The organism is Promicromonospora sp. CA-289599 (genome assembly GCF_050936155.1).
GTDB lineage: Bacteria > Actinomycetota > Actinomycetes > Actinomycetales > Cellulomonadaceae > Promicromonospora.
Genome location: NZ_JBNJNI010000001.1, coordinates 5,765,098 through 5,786,331 on the forward strand (window position 1 = coordinate 5,765,098; position 21,234 = coordinate 5,786,331).

12 protein-coding genes are annotated in these 21,234 nt (G+C 72.5%); 1 reads left to right on the forward strand and 11 read right to left on the reverse strand.

The window, feature by feature from the left end:
• Nucleotides 1–14: 14 nt before the first annotated feature.
• The 9 genes from ACQEVI_RS25690 to ACQEVI_RS25730 all read right to left on the reverse strand — a co-directional run bounded on the left by ACQEVI_RS25690 (nucleotide 15) and on the right by ACQEVI_RS25730 (nucleotide 17,664).
• A complete protein-coding gene (locus ACQEVI_RS25690) occupies nucleotides 15–1,868 on the reverse strand; it encodes an ABC transporter ATP-binding protein (protein WP_432904770.1) in 1,854 nt (617 codons plus the stop codon).
• A complete protein-coding gene (locus ACQEVI_RS25695) occupies nucleotides 1,865–3,775 on the reverse strand; it encodes an ABC transporter ATP-binding protein (protein ID WP_432904773.1) in 1,911 nt (636 codons plus the stop codon). The genes ACQEVI_RS25690 and ACQEVI_RS25695 overlap by 4 nt, the downstream gene beginning before the upstream one ends.
• An 87-nt stretch (nucleotides 3,776–3,862) precedes the next feature.
• On the reverse strand, nucleotides 3,863–4,654 hold the full coding sequence (gene ddaH / locus ACQEVI_RS25700; RefSeq protein ID WP_432904776.1) for a dimethylargininase: 792 nt from the start codon (nucleotides 4,652–4,654) through the stop codon (nucleotides 3,863–3,865).
• Nucleotides 4,655–4,663: 9 nt separating this feature from the next.
• Complete coding sequence (locus ACQEVI_RS25705) at nucleotides 4,664–7,294, reverse strand: GNAT family N-acetyltransferase (RefSeq protein ID WP_432904780.1); 2,631 nt, start codon at nucleotides 7,292–7,294, stop codon at nucleotides 4,664–4,666.
• A gap of 8 nt (nucleotides 7,295–7,302) precedes the next feature.
• Nucleotides 7,303–9,756 (reverse strand): GNAT family N-acetyltransferase, encoded by a 2,454-nt coding sequence (locus ACQEVI_RS25710; protein ID WP_432904782.1) that lies wholly within the window; start codon nucleotides 9,754–9,756, stop codon nucleotides 7,303–7,305.
• Nucleotides 9,753–11,165: a lysine N(6)-hydroxylase/L-ornithine N(5)-oxygenase family protein gene (locus ACQEVI_RS25715; RefSeq protein WP_432904785.1), complete on the reverse strand. Its 1,413-nt coding sequence runs from the start codon at nucleotides 11,163–11,165 to the stop codon at nucleotides 9,753–9,755. Before ACQEVI_RS25715 ends, ACQEVI_RS25710 begins: the two co-directional genes overlap by 4 nt.
• Nucleotides 11,162–12,757: a pyridoxal phosphate-dependent decarboxylase family protein gene (locus ACQEVI_RS25720; RefSeq protein ID WP_432904788.1), complete on the reverse strand. Its 1,596-nt coding sequence runs from the start codon at nucleotides 12,755–12,757 to the stop codon at nucleotides 11,162–11,164. The genes ACQEVI_RS25715 and ACQEVI_RS25720 overlap by 4 nt, the downstream gene beginning before the upstream one ends.
• 178 nt (nucleotides 12,758–12,935) lie before the next feature.
• Entirely contained in the window at nucleotides 12,936–16,718 is a 3,783-nt protein-coding gene (locus ACQEVI_RS25725) for an Ig-like domain-containing protein (protein WP_432904791.1), read from the reverse strand.
• A gap of 52 nt (nucleotides 16,719–16,770) precedes the next feature.
• Complete coding sequence (locus tag ACQEVI_RS25730; protein ID WP_432904794.1) at nucleotides 16,771–17,664, reverse strand: glycoside hydrolase family 16 protein; 894 nt, start codon at nucleotides 17,662–17,664, stop codon at nucleotides 16,771–16,773.
• Between the two features lie 210 nt (nucleotides 17,665–17,874).
• Here ACQEVI_RS25730 and ACQEVI_RS25735 point away from each other — a divergent pair, with 210 nt between their 5' ends.
• Nucleotides 17,875–18,261 (forward strand): hypothetical protein, encoded by a 387-nt coding sequence (locus ACQEVI_RS25735; RefSeq protein WP_432904796.1) that lies wholly within the window; start codon nucleotides 17,875–17,877, stop codon nucleotides 18,259–18,261.
• On the opposite strand, the gene ACQEVI_RS25740 is transcribed toward ACQEVI_RS25735, so the two are convergent.
• Both ACQEVI_RS25740 and ACQEVI_RS25745 read right to left on the reverse strand, forming a co-directional pair.
• A complete protein-coding gene (locus tag ACQEVI_RS25740; protein ID WP_432904799.1) occupies nucleotides 18,256–18,768 on the reverse strand; it encodes a hypothetical protein in 513 nt (170 codons plus the stop codon). The genes ACQEVI_RS25735 and ACQEVI_RS25740 overlap by 6 nt on opposite strands.
• A gap of 86 nt (nucleotides 18,769–18,854) precedes the next feature.
• Entirely contained in the window at nucleotides 18,855–21,080 is a 2,226-nt protein-coding gene (locus ACQEVI_RS25745) for a carbohydrate-binding protein (protein WP_432904802.1), read from the reverse strand.
• Nucleotides 21,081–21,234: the final 154 nt, after the last annotated feature.

The window sequence follows — 21,234 nt, forward strand, 5'->3', positions numbered from 1 at the left end:
CCGTCAGCCCCCCGTCAGACCAGCGAGTCCCGCCACGCCTCGTGCAGCCGGGCGTACCGGCCGTCACCCGCGACGAGCTCGGCAGGCGCCCCGTCCTCGACGATCCGCCCGTGCTCCATCACCAGCACCCGGTCGGCGATCGCCACCGTGGACAGCCGGTGCGCGATGATGATGGCCGTCCGGTCCGCGAGCAGCGTCTGCAGGCCGCGCTGCACGAGCCGTTCGCCGGGCATGTCGAGCGACGACGTCGCCTCGTCGAGCACGAGCACCGCCGGGTCGGCCAGGAACGCCCTGGCGAACGACAGCAGCTGCCGCTGGCCGGCCGAGACCCGCCCGCCGCGCTTGTTCACGTCGGTGTCGTACCCGTCAGGCATGTCGAGCACGAACTCGTGCGCGCCCACCGCCCGGGCGGCGGCCTCGATCTCCTCCTGGGTGGCGTCCGGCCGGCCGAGCGCGATGTTCTCCCGCACCGACCCGCTGAACAGGTACGCCTCCTGGGTGACCATGACGACGGCGCGGCGCAGGTCGGCCGAGGCCAGGTCGCGCACGTCGACGCCGTCCAGGCGCACCGCCCCCTCCGAGGCGTCGTAGAACCTGGTCACCAGCTTGGCGACCGTCGACTTGCCGGCTCCGGTCGTCCCGACCACCGCGACGGTCTGCCCGGCGGGGATCGTGAGGTCCAGGCCGGGCAGCACGACGGGGCCGTCCCCGTACCGGAACCGCACGTGGTCCAGCCGCAGCTCGCCGCGGGCCCGCCCGCCGTCCGCCAGCGGCAGCGGCGTCGGGTGCGCGGGCTCGGTGACCGTGGGCTCCTCGGACAGCAGGCCCGAGACCTTCTCGAGCGCCGCCGTCGCGGACTGGAAGGAGTTGTAGAACATGCCGAGCTGCTGCACCGGCTGGAAGAACCGCTTGCAGTAGAGCAGCACGGCCGCCAGCGCGCCCACGGCCAGGGTGCCGTCCAGGACCCGCCAGCCGCCGACCGCGAGCGCCGCCACCACGGTCAGGTTGCCGATCAGGATGAGACCTGGTTGGAACCGGCCGTTGACGCCGAAGATCTGCAGGTTGGCGTCCCGGTAGTCCTCGCCGAGCGTGCGGTACTCGGCCTCCGTGGTGGGCTCGCGACGGAACGCCTGGACGGCGCGCATGCCCGTCATCGTCTCGACGAACTTCACGATGAGCCGGGCCGACGCCGTCCGCTGCTCCCGGTAGAACCGCTGCGACATGCGCTGGAACCAGCGGGTGAGCAGCCAGGCGGGGACGAACGCGACGGCGAGCACCAGGCCGGACCGCCAGTCGATGAGCAGCAGGCTCACGAAGGTGAACAGCATGAGCAGCAGGGAGGAGACGACTCCGGTCAGGCCGCCGTCGAGCAGCTCGCGCAGCGCCTCCAGGTCGGAGGTCTGCCGGGAGATGATCCGGCCCGACGTGTACGACTCGTGGAACTCCAGCGAGAGGCGCTGCGTCTGGCGGAACACGCGGCGGCGCAGGTCGAGCAGCACCGCCTGCGCGATGTGTGCGGCTGCACGTACGTAGGCGCCGGCGGCGACCCCGCCGAGGATCGCGGCGGCGAGGTACCCGGTGCCGCTGAGGACCAGCGGGGTGGCCGAACCGTCCTGCAGTGCGGGTACCGCCTGGTCGATGGCGACGGCCACGAGCCACGGTCCGGCGACCTGGCCGAGGGTGGATGCGACGACGAGCACCGCCGCCCAGGCAAGGGCCTTCTTGTGCGGGCGCAGCAGGTCGCCCAGCAGGCGCATCGACCGGCGCCGGACGTTGCGCGAGGCCTCCTTGCCGAGGCGGGTCTCGTCGTCCGCCGCGGCGTCGGTGGGCCGACGGCGGGCGGTGGTCGGCTCGGTGGTGGCGGTCATGACAGCGCCTCCTGGCTCTGGTCGGAGGTCTGCCGGTCGGAGCTTCCCGGGGCCGGGCAGTGCGGATCGTTCGCCTGGTAGTCGTTCTCGAGGCTTGAGATGATGTACCGGTAGTGCGGGTCGCGCGCGAGCAGGTCGTGGTGCGTCCCGACGGCGGTGACCCGGCCGTCCTGGAGCACGGCCACCCGGTCGGCGAGGGCGACGGTGGAGGGCCGGTGCGCGATGACGAGCGTCGTCGTGGCGTCGAGCACGTCCCGGAGGCGGGCGGTGACCGCTTCCTCGGTGGTGACGTCGAGCGCGGAGAGCGGGTCGTCGAGCACGAGCACCCGCGGCCGGGCGGCGATGGCGCGGGCCAGCGCCAGGCGCTGCCGCTGTCCCCCGGACAGCGACAGGCCCTCCTCGCCGATGCGTGTGTCGACGCCGTCGGGCAGCTCGGCGACGAACTGCGCCTGCGCCACCTCGAGCGCCTGGGTCAGGAGCGCCTCGCGCTCGGTCTCCGGCAGGGTGTCGGGGACGCCGAGCAGCACGTTCTCGCGTACGGACGCGGAGAACAGCGTGGGGTCCTCGAACGCGACGGCGACCCGCTCGCGCACCTGGGCGCGGGTCAGGTCCCGGACGTCGACGCCGTCGACCTCGACCGCGCCGTCGGTCACGTCGAAGAGCCGGGGCGGGAGCATCGCGAGCGTCGACTTGCCGGACCCGGTCAGCCCGACCAGGGCGGTGGTGGTGCCGGGCGGCAGCTCGAGGTCGACGTGGTCGAGCACGGGGCGGACGGCGTCGTCGTACCGGAAGGTGACGTCGCGGAAGGCGACGTGGCCGCCGGCCTGTCCGGCCCTCCCGGGGGTGACCGCCGGGAGGCCGGCGGGCGTCGCCGGGTCGGTCAGCGGGTTGGTGGTCTCCATGACCTCGAAGAACCGGTCGACGGCGGTGCGGGCGTTGAGCGTCATCGAGAGGGTCATGCCGAGGTCGACGACGGGGCCGTTGATGACCTGGGCCGTGGCGAAGAACGCGACCAGGGCGCCGAGCGTCATGTCGCCCTGGGCCACCAGGTAGGCGCCCACCACGAGCGCCACGGCCTGCGTGACCTCCGGGATGGTGCGCAGGGCTGTGGTCAGGCCGGCGTCGGTGGTGGCCTTGCGGATCTCGGTCTCGCGCAGCCCTTCGGCCTGGTCGGTGAACTGGTCCAGCGCGTCGGGCCCGCGACCGAACGCCTTGAGCACGCGGATGCCGTGCACGGACTCCTCGACGGTGGTGGCGAGGTCACCGGACTGGTCCTGGGAGAGCCGCGAGATCTTGCGGTACCTGCTGGAGAACCGGAAGGCCAGGATGGTCACCGGGATCGACCCGCACAGGAAGATGATGCCGAGCCAGCCACCCGTGGCGACGAGCAGGGCGACACCCACGATGATGGTCACGACGCTGACCACGAGCTGCAGGATGCCGAACACGAGCCAGCGGCGCAGCAGGCCGAGGTCACCCATGATGCGGCTCAGCAGCTGGCCGCCGGGCCAGCGGTCGTGGAACGCGACGGGCAGGTCCTGCAGGTGCGTGAACAGGGCCATCCGCATCCCGGCCTCGACGCGGGTTCCCGGGAACATCACCAGGGTGCGGCGCAGCAGGATGAGCCCGGCCTCCCCCACGCCGAGCACGGCGATGAGGACGACGGACCAGGCCAGGCCCGACCAGTCGTGCTCACGGACGCCCTCGGTGAGCGGGCCGTCGGTGACCCACCGGAGCACGGCAGGGATGGCGAGCGCCATGAGGCTGGCGCCGAGCGACGCGACCAGCCCGCCGACCAGGCGGGGCAGGGCGGTGCGGACGTAGGGGTGGAGACGGCGGATCGAGGCGAAGGTGCTGCGCTCGGACGATGGATCGGATCGATTCGAACTATCGGCTGTTTGAGGCATCGGATCCATTATCCCGCCGCCCGCAAGTTGTTAGTTGCGGTAAGCACTTTGTTCCGGTGTGACCTGCGTCACGCCGAGAGCAACCCGTCAGCGCACCCGCACGGACAGGCAGGTCACGCACCCCTCGAGCTTCTCGAACTCGGTGACGGGCGTGGTGAGCACCGTCAGCCCGCGCCCCCGGAGCAGCTCGGTGGTGGCGGGCGCGGCCGCGGACATCAGCACCGTGGACTCGTCCAGCACGACGACGGCGCTCCCCTCCGCCTCGGGCACCGGCACGAACGCGTCGAACACGCCCGGGTCCTCGACGAGGGGCGCGTACCCGACGACCGTGCCGTCGGGCAGGGCGGTCACCGCGGACTTCAGGTGCAGCGCCCGGGTCACGGGTACCTCGACGACGCGCCACCCGCGCGGCTCGAGCAGCGCCCGGAGCTGGGCGGCTCCCTCGGCGTTCGTGCGTGCCGTGCGGCCGACGTACACGGTGCGGCCCACCTTGAGGACGTCGCCGCCCTCGAGCGTGCCCGGCTCCGTGATCTGCGCGAGCTCGGTCACCACCGCCTCGACCGCCGGCCGCACCGACTCCACCTCGCCGCGCCGGGTCAGCGCCCCCGGACGGGTCAGGACCGCCAGGTCGCCGAACACGACCACCGCGTCCTCCACGAAGACCCCGTCCGGGTGCGCCTCCGCCGCCGGCACCGCGCGCACGTCCCAGCCGTACCCGCGGAACACCTCGACGTACCGCTGCCACTGCTCGGCCGCCAGGTCCGCGTCGACGGGGACGCGCTCCAGGTGGGTGAGCTCGCCGTCGGCCAGGCGGGCCGACGGCGGGCGGACCAGCAGGGTGCGCCGTGGGCGTCCGGCAGCGGTCTGTTCAGTGGCCATCCCGCGACGTTAGCGGACCGCCCGGCCGCCGTCCGCCTCCTCGCGCCCCAGGTACGCCATCCGGGCCACCTTGGGACCCTGCGGCGACTCGTACGAGACCTGCTCCCCCGCGGTGAAGCCCATGGCGACCATCCGGCGAAGAGCCTTGTCGTTGTTCGCGTCGGGCTCGCCGACCAGCCGGCGGGTGCCCGGCCCGGCGAAGAGGAACCCGTGCAGGGCCGGCCCGAGGACGGTCCACGGGTTGGCGGGCGAGCCGTGCCGCGCGGTGGGCCCGCGGCTGCCGAGGAAGAAGTGCATGCCGAGGTCGCCCGGCTGGACGTCGTAGGCGGTGGCGATCGGGTCGTGCTCCGGGAGGTACGCCTGCAGGAGCACCACGGGCTCGCCGTCCCACCGCACCAGGTAGGCGTGATGGGTCGGCAGGGACTCGACGAACGCGTAGGTGTCCCGCACCTCGTCCCGCGTGTGCTCACCCATGCCCCAGAAGCCCGCCCGCGGCTGGGTGAACCAGCCGTGCAGCACGTCGGCGTCGGCGTCGGGGTCGACCAGGTGCACGGTGATGACGCCGACCGCGCCGAAGTCGCGGCGCCACACCTCCGCCCCGCGCGGGCCGTTCAGCAGCCGCAGCGTCGTGTCCACGGGATGCAGCCGGTCCCAGTCGGTGACGACGGGGGTGGTGGCGGCGTCGGCCCAGGTGGCGTGCTGGTCGTCGAAGTGCGGGCTGCCCGGCCGGCCGTCGGCGCCGAAGGGCACGCCCCAGCGACTGTTGGCGCGGTCCGCCAGGTCCCAGACGTAGCGCGCCACGGAGCCGCGGTAGGCGGTGGCCGCCACCCCCGGCGACCCGCCGGTGCAGCGGACCGTGTCGTTGTTCCCGGAGATCGGTGCCGGGGTCACGCCGGCCGCCGGGTCGCCCGGGCCCGGCACCGGGTGCAGCGGGGCGGGGACGTGCAGCTCGCCCCAGGTGGGCTCGCCGGTCTGCCCGACGGCGGACACCTCGGCCAGCGCCGCCCGCGCCTCGGCCGCGGAGTCGATCCGCAGCCAGTCTGCGCCAAGGATGTTGGCGAGCCCGGCCCCGACCGCCGTCGGCACGTCGAACACGCCGCCGAGCACCGGGGCGAAGGACGGGTCCTGCCCGTGCGGCTCGTGCAGCGGCGCGAGCACGGGATGCCGGGCGAGGCGGTGCGTCAGGGTGTCCCGCCACCGCATGTACAGGGCGGCGTCCGTCGAGCCGGCGTCGACGTGGGCGCCGTCCGCGACCCAGGCGCGCAGGCGGACGGCGGCGGGCGAGGCATCGTCGACGAGGTGCGCGACGAGCCCGGGCGCGCCCAGGTCACGGGTGTCGCCGTGGATCCGCGCCTGCGTCGCGGGCGACTCCGGGACGGTCGCCGCGGCGAGCAGCTGCCGGATCCGCTCCGCGCGGTGCGGCGCGTACGACCAGCCGAGGTCGTGCTGCTCGCGGCCGGGCCGGACGTCGCGCGGGCCGAGGCCCGGGCGGCCGTCGAGCCCTCTGCCCGAGCCAGCAGGCTGCTGGGTCACGGGCCGCTCGTTCGCGTCGACGGCGACCTGGGTCACCGCTACCGGCGCGGGAAGGTCCACGTACCCGTCGGCGGGCTTGGCGGCGTACAGGGCACGGTCGGCGGCGGCGGGGACCTTGCCCGCCGTCATGCTGAGCACCTCGCCGGTGCTGTCCGCCGCGAGGACCCGGTTGACCGGGTCCACCCACCCGCTGAACGCCTCGGCGACGTCGCCGACGGTGCGGGCGTGCAGCAGGGCGCGCCAGGACGCGACGCCGACGTCGGCCAGCTCGCGCGCCGGCCAGTGCAGGTGCCAGCCGTCGGCGCCGCCGCTGTCCGCGCCGTCGGCCACCACCTCGACATGGTGCGCGATGGCGTTGGTGATGCCCCAGGCCACGGAGCCCGCGTGCCCGAAGTGCGGGATGCCGGGCACCCCGGGGAAGGCGAACCCGAGCACGTCGTACGGCGCGGCCGGGTCGGTGCAGGCGAGCCGGACCTGCTGGTAGGGGCCGGGGAGCTCGAGCGTGCGGTGCGGGTCCCCCGCGACGAGCGGGCTGCCCGACGAGGTGTGCGAGCCGTGCACCGCCCACGCGTTCGATCCGGAGCTCGGCCCGGCTTCTGCCGCGAACAGGCCGAGCACCTGCTCCAGCGGCACTCCCGGCACGTGCAGGTGCCGGGCGACGTGCTCGCGCCACAGGATGCTCGGGAAACCGTTGAACAGCACGTGCGCGGTGAGGAACACCCCGATCGGCGTCCACGGCTGCCAGGGCTCGTGCGGCACCCCGGCCAGCTCCGGCACGTCCCGCCCGCCGGCGAGCAGGCCGGCGCTCACGCCGTCGGCGTACGCGGCGAGCCACTCCTGCTCGGGCCGGTCCAGGGCCGCGTAGATCTCACGGGCCGTGGCGGCCAGGCGCTCCCGGGCCGCGAACCGGTCCCAGGCGTCACCCGCCGTGCCGGCGATCTCGGCGTACCGCTCCTCGGCCCGCATCCGGTCGGCCTCGATCTGCAGGCCGCGGTCCTGGGCGGTCACCCAGCCCTGGCCGTAGGCCAGCGCCGTCTCGGAGGCCGCCCGCACGTGCGGGATGCCGAGGTCGTCACGGAACAGGTCGAACTCCACGTTGCCCATCATCCTTCGAATCATCTGTCGGTTCTTCGGCCGGCCGGGTTGGCCAGGGTCCCGGCGTAGATCAGCGACTCCGACTGGTTGGTCAGGTCGACCATCTGGAGGGTGTTGCGCAGCTGCAGCCGGTTGAGGCACGAGTGCGCGAAGTGCGCGGCCCGCAGGTCGATCCCGGGAACGGCCGCGGCCGGGTGCTCCGCGGCGTGCCGGTCGATGGTCTCCGCGACGAGCGCCCAGAACCGGTCCTCGCCCAGCACGCCGTCCTCGGCGAGGATGCCGGACAGGTGGCGCAGCACGCCGTCGAACACGTCGGTGAAGATCGCGAGCGCCTTCTCCTCGTCGTCGACCACCTCGCGGATGCGTTCGATCCGGTCGGGCAGGGGCTGGTCGCCGAGGACCACCACCTCCTCGCCGATGTCCTTCATGACGGCGCGGCGGACCACGCCGTCGTGCAGCACGAGGATGAGGTTCTCGCCGTGGGGCATGAACGCCAGCTCGTAGGTCACCAGGCAGTGCACCAGCGGGTACAGGTAGGCGTCCAGGTAGGCACGCAGCCACTGCTCCGGCGCGATGCCGGACTCGCGGACCAGGGCGGTGGCGAACGCCGTGCCGCTCACGTCCCGGTGCAGCAGGCTCGCCATGGTCACCAGTCGCTCGCCGGCGGCGAGGCGCGGTACGGGAGACTCGCGCCAGAGGGCCGCGAGCATCTTGCGGTGCGGATTGGGCGCGGGCGTGCGGTGGTAGACGTCGCCCGTGTAGCCGACGGACGCGACCTCGCGCAGGACGCTGAACCCGGCGGCCTGCAGGGTCGAGTCGTTCGTGACCAGGTCGGCCACCCAGTCGTTGATCGACGGCGTCGCACGCATGTAGGCGGGCGACAGGCCGCGCAGGAACCCCATGTTCTGGATCGCGAGCGCGACCTTGACGTAGTGCCGTTCGGGGCGTGTGCGGTTGAACATGGTGCGGATCGACTGCTGCGGCTGGTACTCGTCCGAGCCGGGGCCGAGCGGCACGAGGTCGCCGCGGGCGACGTCGGCCGCGAAGGTGATCGCCACGCGGTGCTCCCACTGCCAGGGGTGCACGGGCAGGTACAGGTAGTCGGCGCTGTCCAGGCCACGCGCGGCGAGCCGGTCGGCGAAGGCCGCGCGCTCGGCGTCGGACAGCTCGGCGCCGTAGTGGCCCTGCTCGCTCTGGTCGGTGGCGAGCGCCAGGTGGGTGTGCTCCCGGCGGGCGGCGAGCCACAGCATGCGCATGCGGGCGCCGCGTTCGGGGGCGTAGGCGCGGTAGTCGCTCAGGGAGAACCCGATGCGGCCGTTGTTCGCGACGAAGCCGGGGTGGCCCTCGGACATGGCTGCCTCGACCTGCTGGAACGCCTCGGCGGCGGCCCGGGTGCCGGACGCCGTCCGCATCGCCTCGAGCAGGCCGGTCACCGACGGGGTGTGCCCGTCGAGCTCGCGCTCCCGCTTCGCGGCGGCGCTGGCCAGGGTGGAGGAGAGCTCTTCGAGGTAGGTCGCGAGCATGGCGTCGGGCACCTGCAGCAGGGGCTGCAGCTCGGTGACGAGCTCGAGCGCGTCGACGGGCAGCTCGACGTCGCCGCGCATCCCGGCGGTGGCCGTGCGGCGGATCGACGCCGGGTCGACGACCCAGTGCTCCAGGGCGTACCGGCGGGCGGTGTACCGGTAGGTGACGCCGTCGAGCGTGAGGCGGAAGCCGTCCGCGGGGGCGCCGGGGGCGTCGTCGGGCTCCGGCTGGAACAGCCGCTCGTGCGCGAGCTCGGCGAGCGCCTTGGCCGCGAGGTGCCGGTGGGCGTGCTCCATGTGATCGGGGGTCAGGTGGTCGGCGGTCAGGTGGGTCGCGAGATCCACTCCGTCGCCCAGGGCGGACGCCGCGAAGTCGGCGCGGGTGGCGACGCTCAGCGCGGCGCGCTTGGCGTGCGCGCCGCGGCCGAGGTCCAGCTCGCGCAGGACGCGGAAGCCCGCCGCGGCGTTCTTGTCGGCGATCTTCCGGTTGCCGACGTCGGGCTCGACGACGACGCGGGTGGCGCCCCTGCCGCCGTCGGGCAGAGCGTCAGTGAGGCAGAACCGCATGACCGCCGTCATGACGGCGTCGGTCATGCCGTGCCGCGGGTTGACGGGCGGGGCGACCAGCAGGTGCATGCCGAGGTCCCCGGGCAGGGCGTCGTGGACGTCCACGAGCAGGACGTGCGCGGGGTCGTACGTCTCGGTCATGAAGACGGGCTCGCCATCGAGGCGGCCGAGCCAGGCGGCCTCGTGGGGGCCCGCCTGGACGCCGGCGAGGTACTCGCGCACCTCGTCGAGGCGCAGCTCGGCCATCTGCCAGTACGAGGCGGCGGGGTGCGCGAGCCAGCCCTGGACGAGCTCGGCGTCCCGGTCCGGGACTATCGGCTCGATGGTGATCTCGCCGAGCCGGGTGGTCGTGGTGAACGTGTGCACGGTCGTCGGGGCGGTCACCGGGCGGCCTCCATCTCGTCGGGCTGGCTGGCGGTGGTCTCGACAGGATCGGCTCCCGAGGCCGGCAGGCCGAACTGCTGGAACGCGATCCGGCGCTCCGTCGCGTACGGCTCGCGGCCCGTGACGTTAGCGAGGATCACGGAGTTGCGCCAGGGTCCGAACCCGAGGTCGGGCGCGGTGACGCCGTGCGTGTGCTCCTCGACGCCCACGACGTGGATCCGCCGGTCGTCGTCGACCGTGTAGTCGCGCGCGACGGCGTACCGGCCGCGGTGGTCGAGGTTGACCAGGCCGGGCGCCAGGAAGCCGGGCGCCGTCGGGGCGTAACCGGTGGCGACGACGAGCGCCCGGGTGCGGTGCTCCGCCGTCGTGCCGAGCTGGGCGTGCCACAGGGTCAGGACGTACTCGCCGGCCCCGTCCGCGCCGTCGGCGTCGAACCGGGCGGCGGTCACCTCGGTGTCGGACAGGAGGGTCGTCGGCACCTCGGCGCCCAGCGCGGACTTGCGGTACAGGGTGTCGTAGATGTCGTCGATCAGGTCACCGCTGATCCCCTTGTAGAGGTTGCGCTGCTCGCGGGCCAGGACGTCGCGCTGCGCAGGAGGCAGGGACACGTAGTGGTCGGTGTACTCGGGCGACGTCATCTCGAGCGTCAGCTTCGTGTACTCCATCGGGAAGAACCGCGGCGAGCGGGTCACCCAGTCCACGCGGTGCTCCCCCGCGCCCGTGCCGCAACCGTCCAGCAGGTCGCGGTACACCTCGGCGGCGGACTGGCCGCTGCCGACGACCGTCACCGAACCGGACCCTGCGCCGGCCGCCGCCAGCTCCGCGCGGTGCGGCAGGTAGTCGCTGGTGTGCACGACGGGCCCCGCACCCTCCAGGCCCTGGAGGTGAGCCGGCAGGCGCGGCTGCGTCCCGGTGCCGAGCACGACGTGCTTGGCACAGTATTTCTCGACACGCCTCTCGACGCCCTGGCCGGTCTCGGCGGTCACCTCGAACAGATAGCCGCCCTCCCCCGCCGTGGGGTCCTCGACCCGGACGACGCTCGTCACGCGCCGCCCCCAGCGCAGCGACGGCAGCTGCTCCGCGACCCAGCGGCAGTACTGGTCGTACTCGGCGCGCAGCGGGTAGAACGACTCGCGGATGTAGAACTGGTACAGCCGCCCCGTCGCCTTGAGCCACGCGAGGAACGAGTACGGCGACGTCGGGTCCGCCATCGTCACCAGGTCGGCCAGGAACGGCACCTGGAGCGTGGTGCCCTCGATGAGCATCCCGGCGTGCCAGGAGAACCCGTCACGCTGGTCGAGGAACACCGCCTCGACGTCGTCGAGAGGTTCCGCGAGCGCCGCGAGGCCGAGGCCGAACGGGCCGATCCCGATCCCGAGCAGGTCATAGGTGGTGGTCGGGGCGGTCATCGCGTCTCTCCGTCGGTATTCAGGTCGGCGCGGGCCAGCCGCGGGTGCACGTCGCGGCAGGGCGGCTCGTCGGCATCCAGCAGCGCCTCCCCCGCGAGCAGGCCGTGGGCGGCGGAGCGGACGAGCTCGAGCACGCCCCGGATGTCGGCGAGCGTCGCGTCGGGGTTGAGCAGCGTGAGCTTGAGGCAGGGGCGGCCGTCGATGACGGTCTTCGCGACGAGCGCGCGGCCCGAGTCGAACAGCACGCGCCGCACCTGGGGCACCAGGGCGTCGGCCCGCGCGGCGTCGAGGCCCTCGGGCTGGTAGCGGAACAGGACCGTGGAGAGCTGGGTGGTCCCCACGACCCGGAAGTCGTGGTCCGTCGCGAGGTCCTGGTGCACCGCGGCGGCCAGGTCGCAGACGGCGTCCACCATCGTGCCGACGCCGTCCGCGCCGAGCGCGCGCAGCGTGACCCAGAGCTTGAGCGCGTCGAACCGGCGGGTCGTCTGCAGGGACTTGTCGACCTGGTTGGGCTCGGCGTTCTCCTCCGGGTTGAGGTAGTCGGCGTGCCAGGCGACGGGTGCGAGGTCGGCCCGCTCCCGGACGACGAGCGCGCTGGAGGACACGGGCTGGAAGAACGACTTGTGGAAGTCGACGGTGACGCTGCGGGCCCGCTCGATGCCGTCCAGCAGGTGGCGGCGGCGCGGGCTCACGAGCAGCCCGCAGCCGTAGGCGGCGTCGACGTGCAGCCAGGTGCCCACGGCGTCGCAGAGGTCGGCGATCGGGTCGAGGGGGTCGATGCAGCCGCGGTCGGTGGTCCCGGCTGTCGCGACGACGGCGATGACCGTGTCGCCGGTGCGCTCGATGTCGACGAGGGTCTGGGCCAGGGCGTCCGGGCTCATGCGGCCGTCGCTGTCGGTGCCGACGGTGACCACTGCGTCGTCGGGCAGGCCGAGCAGCAGGGCGGACTTGGCGATGCTGAAGTGGCTCACCGCGGTGGCGAGGATGCGCATGGACTCCAGCGGGGTTCCGGCGCGGCGTGACTTCTCGCGCGCCAGGAACAGTGCCTGGAAGTTGGACTGGGTGCCGCCGGACGTGAAGATGCCGTCGGCGACGGCGTCGTCGTCCTCCGCGCCCACCGCGAAGCCGATGCGGCCCGCGGTCCACTCGACCAGGCGGCGCTCCATGAAGGTGGCGACGGTGGACTGGTCGTAGGTGTCGACCGAGGTGTTGATGGCGGCGAGCATCGTCTCGGCACCGATCGCGGGCAGCGCCACCGGGCAGTTCAGGTGCGCCGTGTACGTGGGCTCGTGGAACCAGATCGCGTGCTTCGCGTACAGGTCGCCGGCCTCGCGCAGCGCCTCCTGCGTGCCGGACGGCGGGCCGTCCAGGTCCACGGCGTCCACCAGGGCGCGCAGCTCGGAGCGGCTGGCGCCGGAGAACGGCTGCGTGACGGCGGCGAGCCGGGCGGCGACGTCGTCGGCGACCTCGCGGACCGTGTCCGCATAGACACTCGCGGTGGCCCCGCGCAACAGTGCTGTCGTGTCGTGGCTCGCGCCCGGGCTGGGGGCGGTGGTCGCTGGCTGCGTCGCTGCGGGCAGGCGTGAGGGCATGCGGAAGGCTCCTCGAGAAGGGATGGGGAAGTTACCGGCGTAGTACTGCCACGCCGCCCGAAGGGGGCGACGTGGCAGTACTTAGGTTTGCCTGACCTAACTTAATCGTTCGGCGAGCCGCGTCAAGACGTGGGTGAAAGGAGCTTCGTGGTACAGGTCACTCTGGTCACCTGGATCTTCAGCCTCCGTGCCCGGGCCGGACCACCAGCCGCAGGACGAGCTCCGTGCCGGAGCTCGCACCGCGCAGCACGAGGTCGTGGCTGCCCGGGCGAACCCGCGGGACCACGAAGCGCGGGGTGACCGTTCCGCCGTCCGTCGCGGTCACCTCGCCCAACGACAGGTTCTTCCATGGCCACCGGTCGGCCTCCAGCCCGACGGACACCACCTCGCCGGGCGCGAAACCGCCCGCGCCGAACGTGACCTCCCGCCCGACGGCGCCGTGCACCGGCCACGGGGCGACGGTCACCGTGGCGACCGCGACGAGCCCGGTCCCCTCTACAGCGCCGCGCACGGTGAACGTCCCCGCCTTGGCGTACGCGGCCTTCTTGACGGGCTCCCAGTCGACGGCGGACGTCGTCCGGCCGCCCCCGGCGAGCGTCACGCCCACCGTCCGAGGCAGCGCCGGCGCCCTGCGGGCCACCGTGCCGACGCCCACGGCGTCGACGCTCTCCGGCTCGTCCCAGAACCGCGTGCGCAGGAACGTAGCGGTCGACGTCGCCCGGGTGCTGTTCGCCGTGGCGGTGACGCCAGCGTCGAGCTCGGCGTCGGCGTCGGTCAGCGGCGCGGTCCCGACCTGCGTCCACGACCGCTCGGGCGACGTGCGGTAGTAGCCGGTCATCGTGCTGTCGTCGGTCCGTTCGAGGCGGAGCTCGACGGGCGCCGTCGCGAGCGCGACCTTGCTGCCCTCGCTGTCGAGCCAGCCGTCGCCGTTCGAGTCCCACTGCAGGTAGGCGCCCGACGGGCTGGTCACCAGGTCCACGTACCCGTCGGCGCTCCCCTTCCCGGCCGCCGACAGGTCGTTGCGGACGACGAGCCCCGCGCGCGGGTCGGCGCTGTCCCCTCGGTCAAGACCTGCCACATACGTCTGCACGGACCCGCCGACGGGCAGCCGGCCCGGCTGGTAGACGACGCTGAGGTTGTCCTTGTTCGTCCACAGCCCGTCGTCGGAGTCGGAGACGCGGAACGCCGCCCCCTCCCCCTCGCAGGCCGACCCCGGGCGGGTCGCCAGCGTGGCGAAGGACCACGGGGCGCTCACCTCGTCGTCGGCGCACTCCGTGGCGGCGAAGGCGACCGTGTACGTCCGCGTGGTGCGCCCGTCGGGCGCCGTGACGGTCACCCGCGCGGCCGCCTGGTCGGCACGGACGGACACCGTCGCGTCGCCCTGGACGGGGTCAGCGGTCACCTCGGGGACGGGTCCCCACGGCCCGGGGTCCACCCGGTAGTCGAGGGTGGCGGCGTCGAACCCGGGGACGGCGGCGCCGTCGACGGCGAGACCCGTCAGCCGGGCGTCGCTGCGGGGGTTCAGGACGCGGACGAGGTAGATCCGTTCGGCGACCGCGGCGTCGTCCTCCGTGGTCGTCACCGTCACGTGCGCCCACGGGTGCTCGGCGGTCGGCTGGTCCACGGTGACGGCCGCGGCGGGATCCGCCGCGGTCCCCGTGATGACCGGCTCGGAGCCGGTGGTGACCACCGTCTGGTCCCAGTCCGCCGGGTCGAAGCCGTCCACGGTCTCGCCGTCGACGGCCAGCGTCGCGAGATCGGTGGCCGACGTCGGCGCGAGCCCCAGGATCTCCACCTCCGCGACCGCCTGCCACGTCGCGGCCTCGGTCGTCAGCCGCAGGCGGACGCCGGTGGTGGGCGGCACGGACGACGTGTCCAGCCGGACCGCCGGCGCGGGGCCCGCGGCGTCCTGCGCGACGTCGGCCGCGACGTCCGTCGTCTGCCAGTCCCCGTTGGTGTCGACGTACTCCACGGTGATCCGTGACGGCCAGGTCGCGGTGGCGCCGTCCTTGTACAGGTGGGCCACCATCTCCTGCGGCGCACGCAGCTCCGGCCACGTGTAGTCGAGGGTGCTGTTGCGGGGGTGGTTGCCCCCGGCAGCCCAGTCGTCCCAGCCCTTGCCGAGCCTCCCGTCCGTGGTGCTCTCCGCGAGCTCCTGCCGGACCGATGCCGTGACCTGGGCCGACGGCGCGAGGTTGTGCACGCCGTGCGCGACCACCTCGACGGTGCGCCGGAACGTCCGGCCGGCCGTGAACTCGTCGTCACCGGCAAGGGTGCCCGTGATCGTCTGCGGACCCGCCGAGCGGATCACGTCCGGGCTCCACGTGACGGCGACGTCGGTGGCGACGCCGTTCGCCGTGACCTCCACCGTGCCGGGCAGCGCCTCCGCGAGGTCGTCGTTGGTACGGACCGTCGCCGGCAGCCGGTCGTCGGTGACCTCCCAGATGTACCGGCCCGCGCCCTTGTCGTCCCAGTACTCGCCGGTCCACCCGTCCGCCCAGCGGGCGTCCTCGACCGCGGGGTTGCGCATCTCGAGGCTCCCGCGCTCACCGATGGTGATCGGCAGCCAGACGTACGTGGAGTCGGCGGCGCCGGCGTTCCAGCGGTCGCCCATGTAGACGAACCTGCCGGCCGCCGCGTCGAGCGGGAAGACGTTCGTGGACTGCGACCCGAAGCTCGTCTTGCGCGAGTCGCCGACCGACAGCAGGCCGTCGCCACCCTCGGGGATCGTGTTGTAGGGGACGTGCTCGTACTGGTCGTCCGGGTCGACGCCGCGGATCCACGTGCCGAGCATCGAGTCGGCGGTGTAGTAGGTCTCCGGGTTCGGCGACCAGCCGGTCGCACCGGAGGCGACCGTGTAGTACTTGCCGTCGTGCACGAACACCGCGGGCGCCTCCAGGACGCCGCAGCGGCGCACGATGCCGTAGTCCGCACCCGCGACGGGTGCGCCCTCGGTGCCGTCGGCCCAGATGCGCGGGTACCGGCCGTCGGCCGAGAACTGGATGCCCACCTCGTCCTCGGTGGTCGTCCTCTCGACGTTCGTGTACTCGTCGTCGAGCTTCGCGATGTAGAGGCTGCGGTTCTCCTCCGAGGAGTAGACGACGTAGGCGGTGCCGTCGGCGTCCTGGAAGACGGTCATGTCGCGGGCCTGGCCGGGCACGGCGCTGGGCATGTCGCACGCGGTCTGGTAGGTCGGCTCGTTGTAGAGGCGGTAGGCGCCCTGGAGCTCGAACGGGCCGGTCGGCGAGTCGGCGACGGCGACCGCCGCCAGCGACCGGGCGTAGTTGCTGCCGCCGGGCGTGATGCTCCCGTCGGAGTGCCACCACATCACCCACTTGCCGGTGCGCTCGTTGTGCAGCACCTTCGGCCGCTCGAAGATGGCGTTGAGCTGCGCCCCGCCCGCCTCCGTCGTGGCCCGGACGTTGAGGTGGTAGAACAGCTCGTCGATGCGCTCGGCGTCGGGCGTGCCGTCGTCGGCCACCGTGTCGTAGAGCGCGTCGAAGTACTCGGACTCCAGCTCCGCGCGCGACGTGACCGAGCGCAGCACCACGCCCTCGTTGGTCCAGTTGTACGTGTCGGTGGACGTGTACAGCGAGACACCGGGGCTCTCGTAGTAGCCGTTGGACCGGTCCTCGCCGTACCAGTGGTAGACGGTGGTGCCGTCCTGGTCGACGGCGGTGGTCTCACTCGCCTCGACGCCGAGCTCCTCGGCGGTCTGCGTGACGATCTGCCCGCCGTGCGCCTGGATGTGGCGCCCGTCGGTGTCGTACCAGTGCGGCCGGAAGTAGCTGCCCGACGACGCACCGGGGTCGGCCACGGCCGGATAGGCCCGGTAGTCGACGGGGTCGGGGATCGTCGGGACGTCGGCGGCGGCCGGCGCGGCGACACCGGCCGCGCCGGCCGCGAGAGCGAGGACCGTGGCGGCTGCCGCCAGTCCGCGCGAGGTACGTCGAATACTCATGGCTGGAAAGTCCTCACGCGTCGTTGGCTGATCAGCCGGCCCTGCGGACCGATCAGTTGGCGGTCCGGCCCACGTAGACGTCGCGGGCACGGAAATGGGTGTCGGTGGTGGGGCCGGGCGAGCCCGACGACCCCTCCATCTGCAGGTTGATGATGAGGTTCATCGGCTTGCCCACGAAGTTGGATCCGATGTGCGAGGCCTTCCACACGTCGTCCAGGTAGTAGTGGATCTCGACGTCGGTGGCGTTGATCTTGGTCATCCAGATGCGGTACTCGTGCCAGCTCCCTGGTGAGCTGACCGGGACGATCGTGTTGTCCCAGGCGCCGTCGTAGGTGTTGAACCAGTTCCGGGCGTCACCCTTGAACTCGAGGATGTCGCTCTCCGGCGGCCAGCTGTTCGCGCCCGTGATCCAGAACGCGGGCCACGTGCCCCGGGCCGACGGCGCCTGGAACTCACCGCGGATCTCGTAGCTCGGGTAGGTGTCGTTCACGATGATCTGGTTCTTCGCGTGGATCGCGGCCGAGTGGTACTCGATCGGCAGGAAGGGGTCCTTGTCGCTGTTGCCCTCGTCCCACGTGATCCGGGTCGCCTTGATGTTGAGCTGCCCGGCGGGCGACAGGAACAGGTGGTTGCTGTCGGTGGAGCTGGCGTACATGCGGGCGGTGCCGTTGTGGTCCGACCCCCACGGGTACAGGTAGTTCCACTCCGCCTCGAGCGCGGCACGGCTGGCAAAGGAGCTCCCGTCGATCAGGGTCTCCCACGCCATCGCCCCGGCCTCCGCCGGTGCGTTCTCGTCCGCGGGACCGGCCGAGGCCGCGGGGACGGACCCGCCGGCGAGCAGGAGGACCGCGGCGGCCCCGGCCGCGTACACCGCACGCAACGGGCCGGGACGGGCTGGTACCGGACCGGCCGGCACAGGACGGAGGTTCGCAGCGCTGATCGGCATGAGGTTCCCCTTTTGGTCGACTGTCCTCGTTGACTGTCCCGGTCGGGCGCTGGTTTCCCTGGGGTGCGAACTGCGATGTTAGCGCCACCATTTGGGGAGTTTGCCACCATCTGCGGGGTTGGTCAAGATTGCGTCAAGTCGCGGAGCTCCACGCGAGCGAGGCGCCGTGCCGCGGGCGGACACGCTCCGGAAAAGTGCACTATGGGGACCATGCCGCGAAACAGCTACCTCGTCGCTCTGTTCACCTTCGTCATCGCCGCGCTGACGACCGCCACATGGTGGACCCTGGGCCGGGACACGACCCGTGAGGTCGACGCCGCCACCGGCAACGTGACCGGGCCCTACGAGGCGCCCCAGGTGATCGCGTGCGTGGTGGTGCTCGTCGCTCTGGTGGTGGTCGGCGCCCTGGTGCTCCCGGCGTGGCTCGCGGTGCTCGCGGTCAGCCTGCCCTTCACGGCCGCCTGGACGCTCCACGCGTCGTCGACCGACGACTCGGGGCTCTGGGCGGTCGGCGCGATACTCGTCCTGGTCGGCACGCTCGTCGGCGGCGTCGTGGTCACCGCGATCACTCGCAGGCTCGTGCGCAACCGGTCATGACGACGCCCGGGCCACGTCCCGGACGAGCACGGGCGTGCGCCGCCGGCCGACGCGGGTGAACCATTGCGTCATCGGATACGACAGCCGCACCACGAAGTAGTTCACGTACTCGAGGACCCCGAACGCCCAGACGAGCAGGCACAGCACCAGGGCACCCGGACCCGGGCCGGTCAGCAGCAGCCCGGCGAGGCACGCGGCGAGCAGGACGGGGTCGAGCAGCCGGAACGCCTGGTACAGCAGCGCGACACCGCGCGGCATCCCCGGGCGCCCCGCACCCGGCAGCCAGGTGCGTGCGAGGAGCCAGTACGCGCTGCCCTGGAGCAGGATGACGAGCAGCGGCGCCATGGCCCACCAGAGCGCCCGCCCGCCCGCGTCGTCGAGCCGACCTGCCACCATCGGCTGCACGACGACGAACACCACCACCGCGGCCAGCTCCCCCGTGCCGAGGCTCAGGTAGGTACGACGCAGGCCTGCGATGCCGTGGCGAGGTCGGGCTCCGTCGATCACCCGCGCCAGCGTAGTGGACCGCCTCGGGCGGTCGGGGCGGGCGGACCGCACGGTCCGCCCGCCCCTGATCTGGAGCCGTGGCTCCGTTACGGGGTGTGGATGTCGGGCCAGGGATAGCTGGTGACCTCGCTGCCGATGTGGAAGCTCGGGTGCGGCGGCTGGTTGTAGGCGGTGTTCTGCCAGGCGATCGCCACGCGGTACTGGGGGTCGTGCATCAGTGTCGCGATGCGCAGGGTCGTCCGGTGCGGTGTGGCGTAGATGCGCAGCGCCGTGTTGTCAGCGGTGCGCCAGACGACCTCTTCACGCCAGTCGCCGAACAGGTCCGCCGAGAGCGACGGCGTCGCCTTGGTGCCGTTGTTCGACGCCACGTTCGAGCCGGTCAGGAGCCGGCCGTTCTGGTAGTCGTCGATGTGGGTGCCGTCGAGCAGCTCGCGCTCGCCGTCACCGTCCCACCAGGCCAGGAAGTTCAGCGAGCTCGGCTTGCCGCCGACGGAGCCTCCTGAGGCGTTCCGCAGGTCCGTCACGTTCGCGGACCAGAACTCGCCCCCGGCATTGGCGGTGGTGACGTTCGCGGCCACGCCACGGCCGTTGTCGCCGCTGGGGCTGGTCTGGAACAGGACCGTGCCGTTCGAGCCATGGAGGCTGGACGACGGGGCAGAGCCGCTCTCGTGCACCATGTACACCTCTTGGCCCGCACGACTGGGCACGAAGTCCGAGACATGGAGCGCGTCGCCGTGGCCCATGCGGGAGTTCCACAGCGGGTTGCCGTCCGAGCCGACCACCATCGCCCCGTAGACCACGTCCTGCCGGCCGTCGCCGTTCATGTCGGCGATCGACAGGCTGTGTGCGCCCTGGCCCTCGTACTGCGAGCCCCTCGCGTTCGAGTCGAAGATCCAGCGGGTCGTGAGGTTCTGGCCGTCGAAGTCGACCGCCCAGATCACCGAGCGCGTGTAGTAGCCACGCGCGAAGATCATCGACGGCGTGGACCCGTCGAGGTATGCGGTGCCGGCCAGGAAGCGGTCGACCCGGTTGCCGTAGTTGTCACCCCAGCTGGCGACGTTGCCGCGCGGGGGCTGGTAGTCGACGGTGTCGACCGCGCCGCCCGTGCGGCCGTCGAAGATCGTCAGGTACTCCGGCCCCGTCAGGACGTAGCCGCCGCTGTTGCGGTGGTCGGCACCGGCGTTGCCGATGACGACGCCACGGCCGTCGCGCGTGCCGTCGGCGGTCTTCATCGCGATCTCGGCGTCGCCGTCGCCGTCGTAGTCGTACACCTGGAACTGGGTGTAGTGGGCCCCGGACCGGATGTTGCGCCCCAGGTCGATGCGCCACAGGCGGGTTCCCTGCAGGGTGTACGCGTCGACGATCGTGTTGTCGGTGACGCCGGACTGCGAGTTGTCCTTGGCGTTGTTCGGGGACCACTTGACGACGTACTCGTAGTCACCGTCGCCGTCCAGGTCGGCGACGCTGGCGTCGTTGGCCTCGTGGATGCTCGAGGGCCGGCTGATCGGGATGTCGAAGTAGCCGCCCGAGCCGAACCTGACCTCGGCTCCCGAGCGCGCACCCTCCGTGCCGCCGTTGACGGCCGCGACGGTGTAGGTCCCGTTTCCGGTGTCGAGGTAGTTGGTGGCACCGGTGATCGGCGTCGAGTTGAGCCGCGTGCCGTCGCGATAGACGTTGAAGGCCACGTTCTGTGCGTCGGTGCCCAGCAGGCGCCAGCTGACGAGGTTGCCGCTGCCCGAGGGCACGACGGTCACGCCACGGGTGAGGGCCTCGACCTCGTAGGCGCCGTTGCCGCCGCCGGGCTCCTCGGAGCCGCCGGTCGTGGCGTCCAGGTAGTCGATGTTGGCCAGGCCGCCCGCGCTGGTGGCCCGCAGCCGCACCGTGTTCGTACCAGCGGCGAGCTGAGCGGTGACCGTCTGGCTCGCCCAGGCCGTCCAGGCGCCGGTGGCGCCGAACTGCGAGGTCCCCACCACCGCGCCGTTGACGAGCACCTCGCCCGGCCTGCTCTCCGTGGCGCCGTTGGCATAGCCGAACGTCAGCGTCGCCGGACCCGCCGTGGCGGCGTTGACCCGGAACTCGACAGCGGCGCCGACAGCGTTCTCGGAGTTGCAGAACCCGCTGCCCGAGTGCCCGGCGTGGTTGGCCTCGACCAGGCCGCCGCAGACGGTCGGGGCGGTCTCCGCCTCGTGGCGGACGGTGGCCGCGTAGGCCGTGCTCAGCGCGACGACGCTCGACGCGACGACAGCGAGACCGGAGAGCCCGGCCACGAGCGCCGCTCTGGTACTTCTTCGCCTCGATCTTGTCTCGGACATTGTTCGCTCCTCTGTGCAGTGACTCGTCATTGAGGTGGCTCGGCCGTTTCAGGCACGGGCGGAGGGCTGGCGAGGTGCGGTGACGACGACGGGGCTCCATCGCCACGGTGTCGTCCACCACCGACTTGTATCGATCTAATCGGCGTCGTCGACG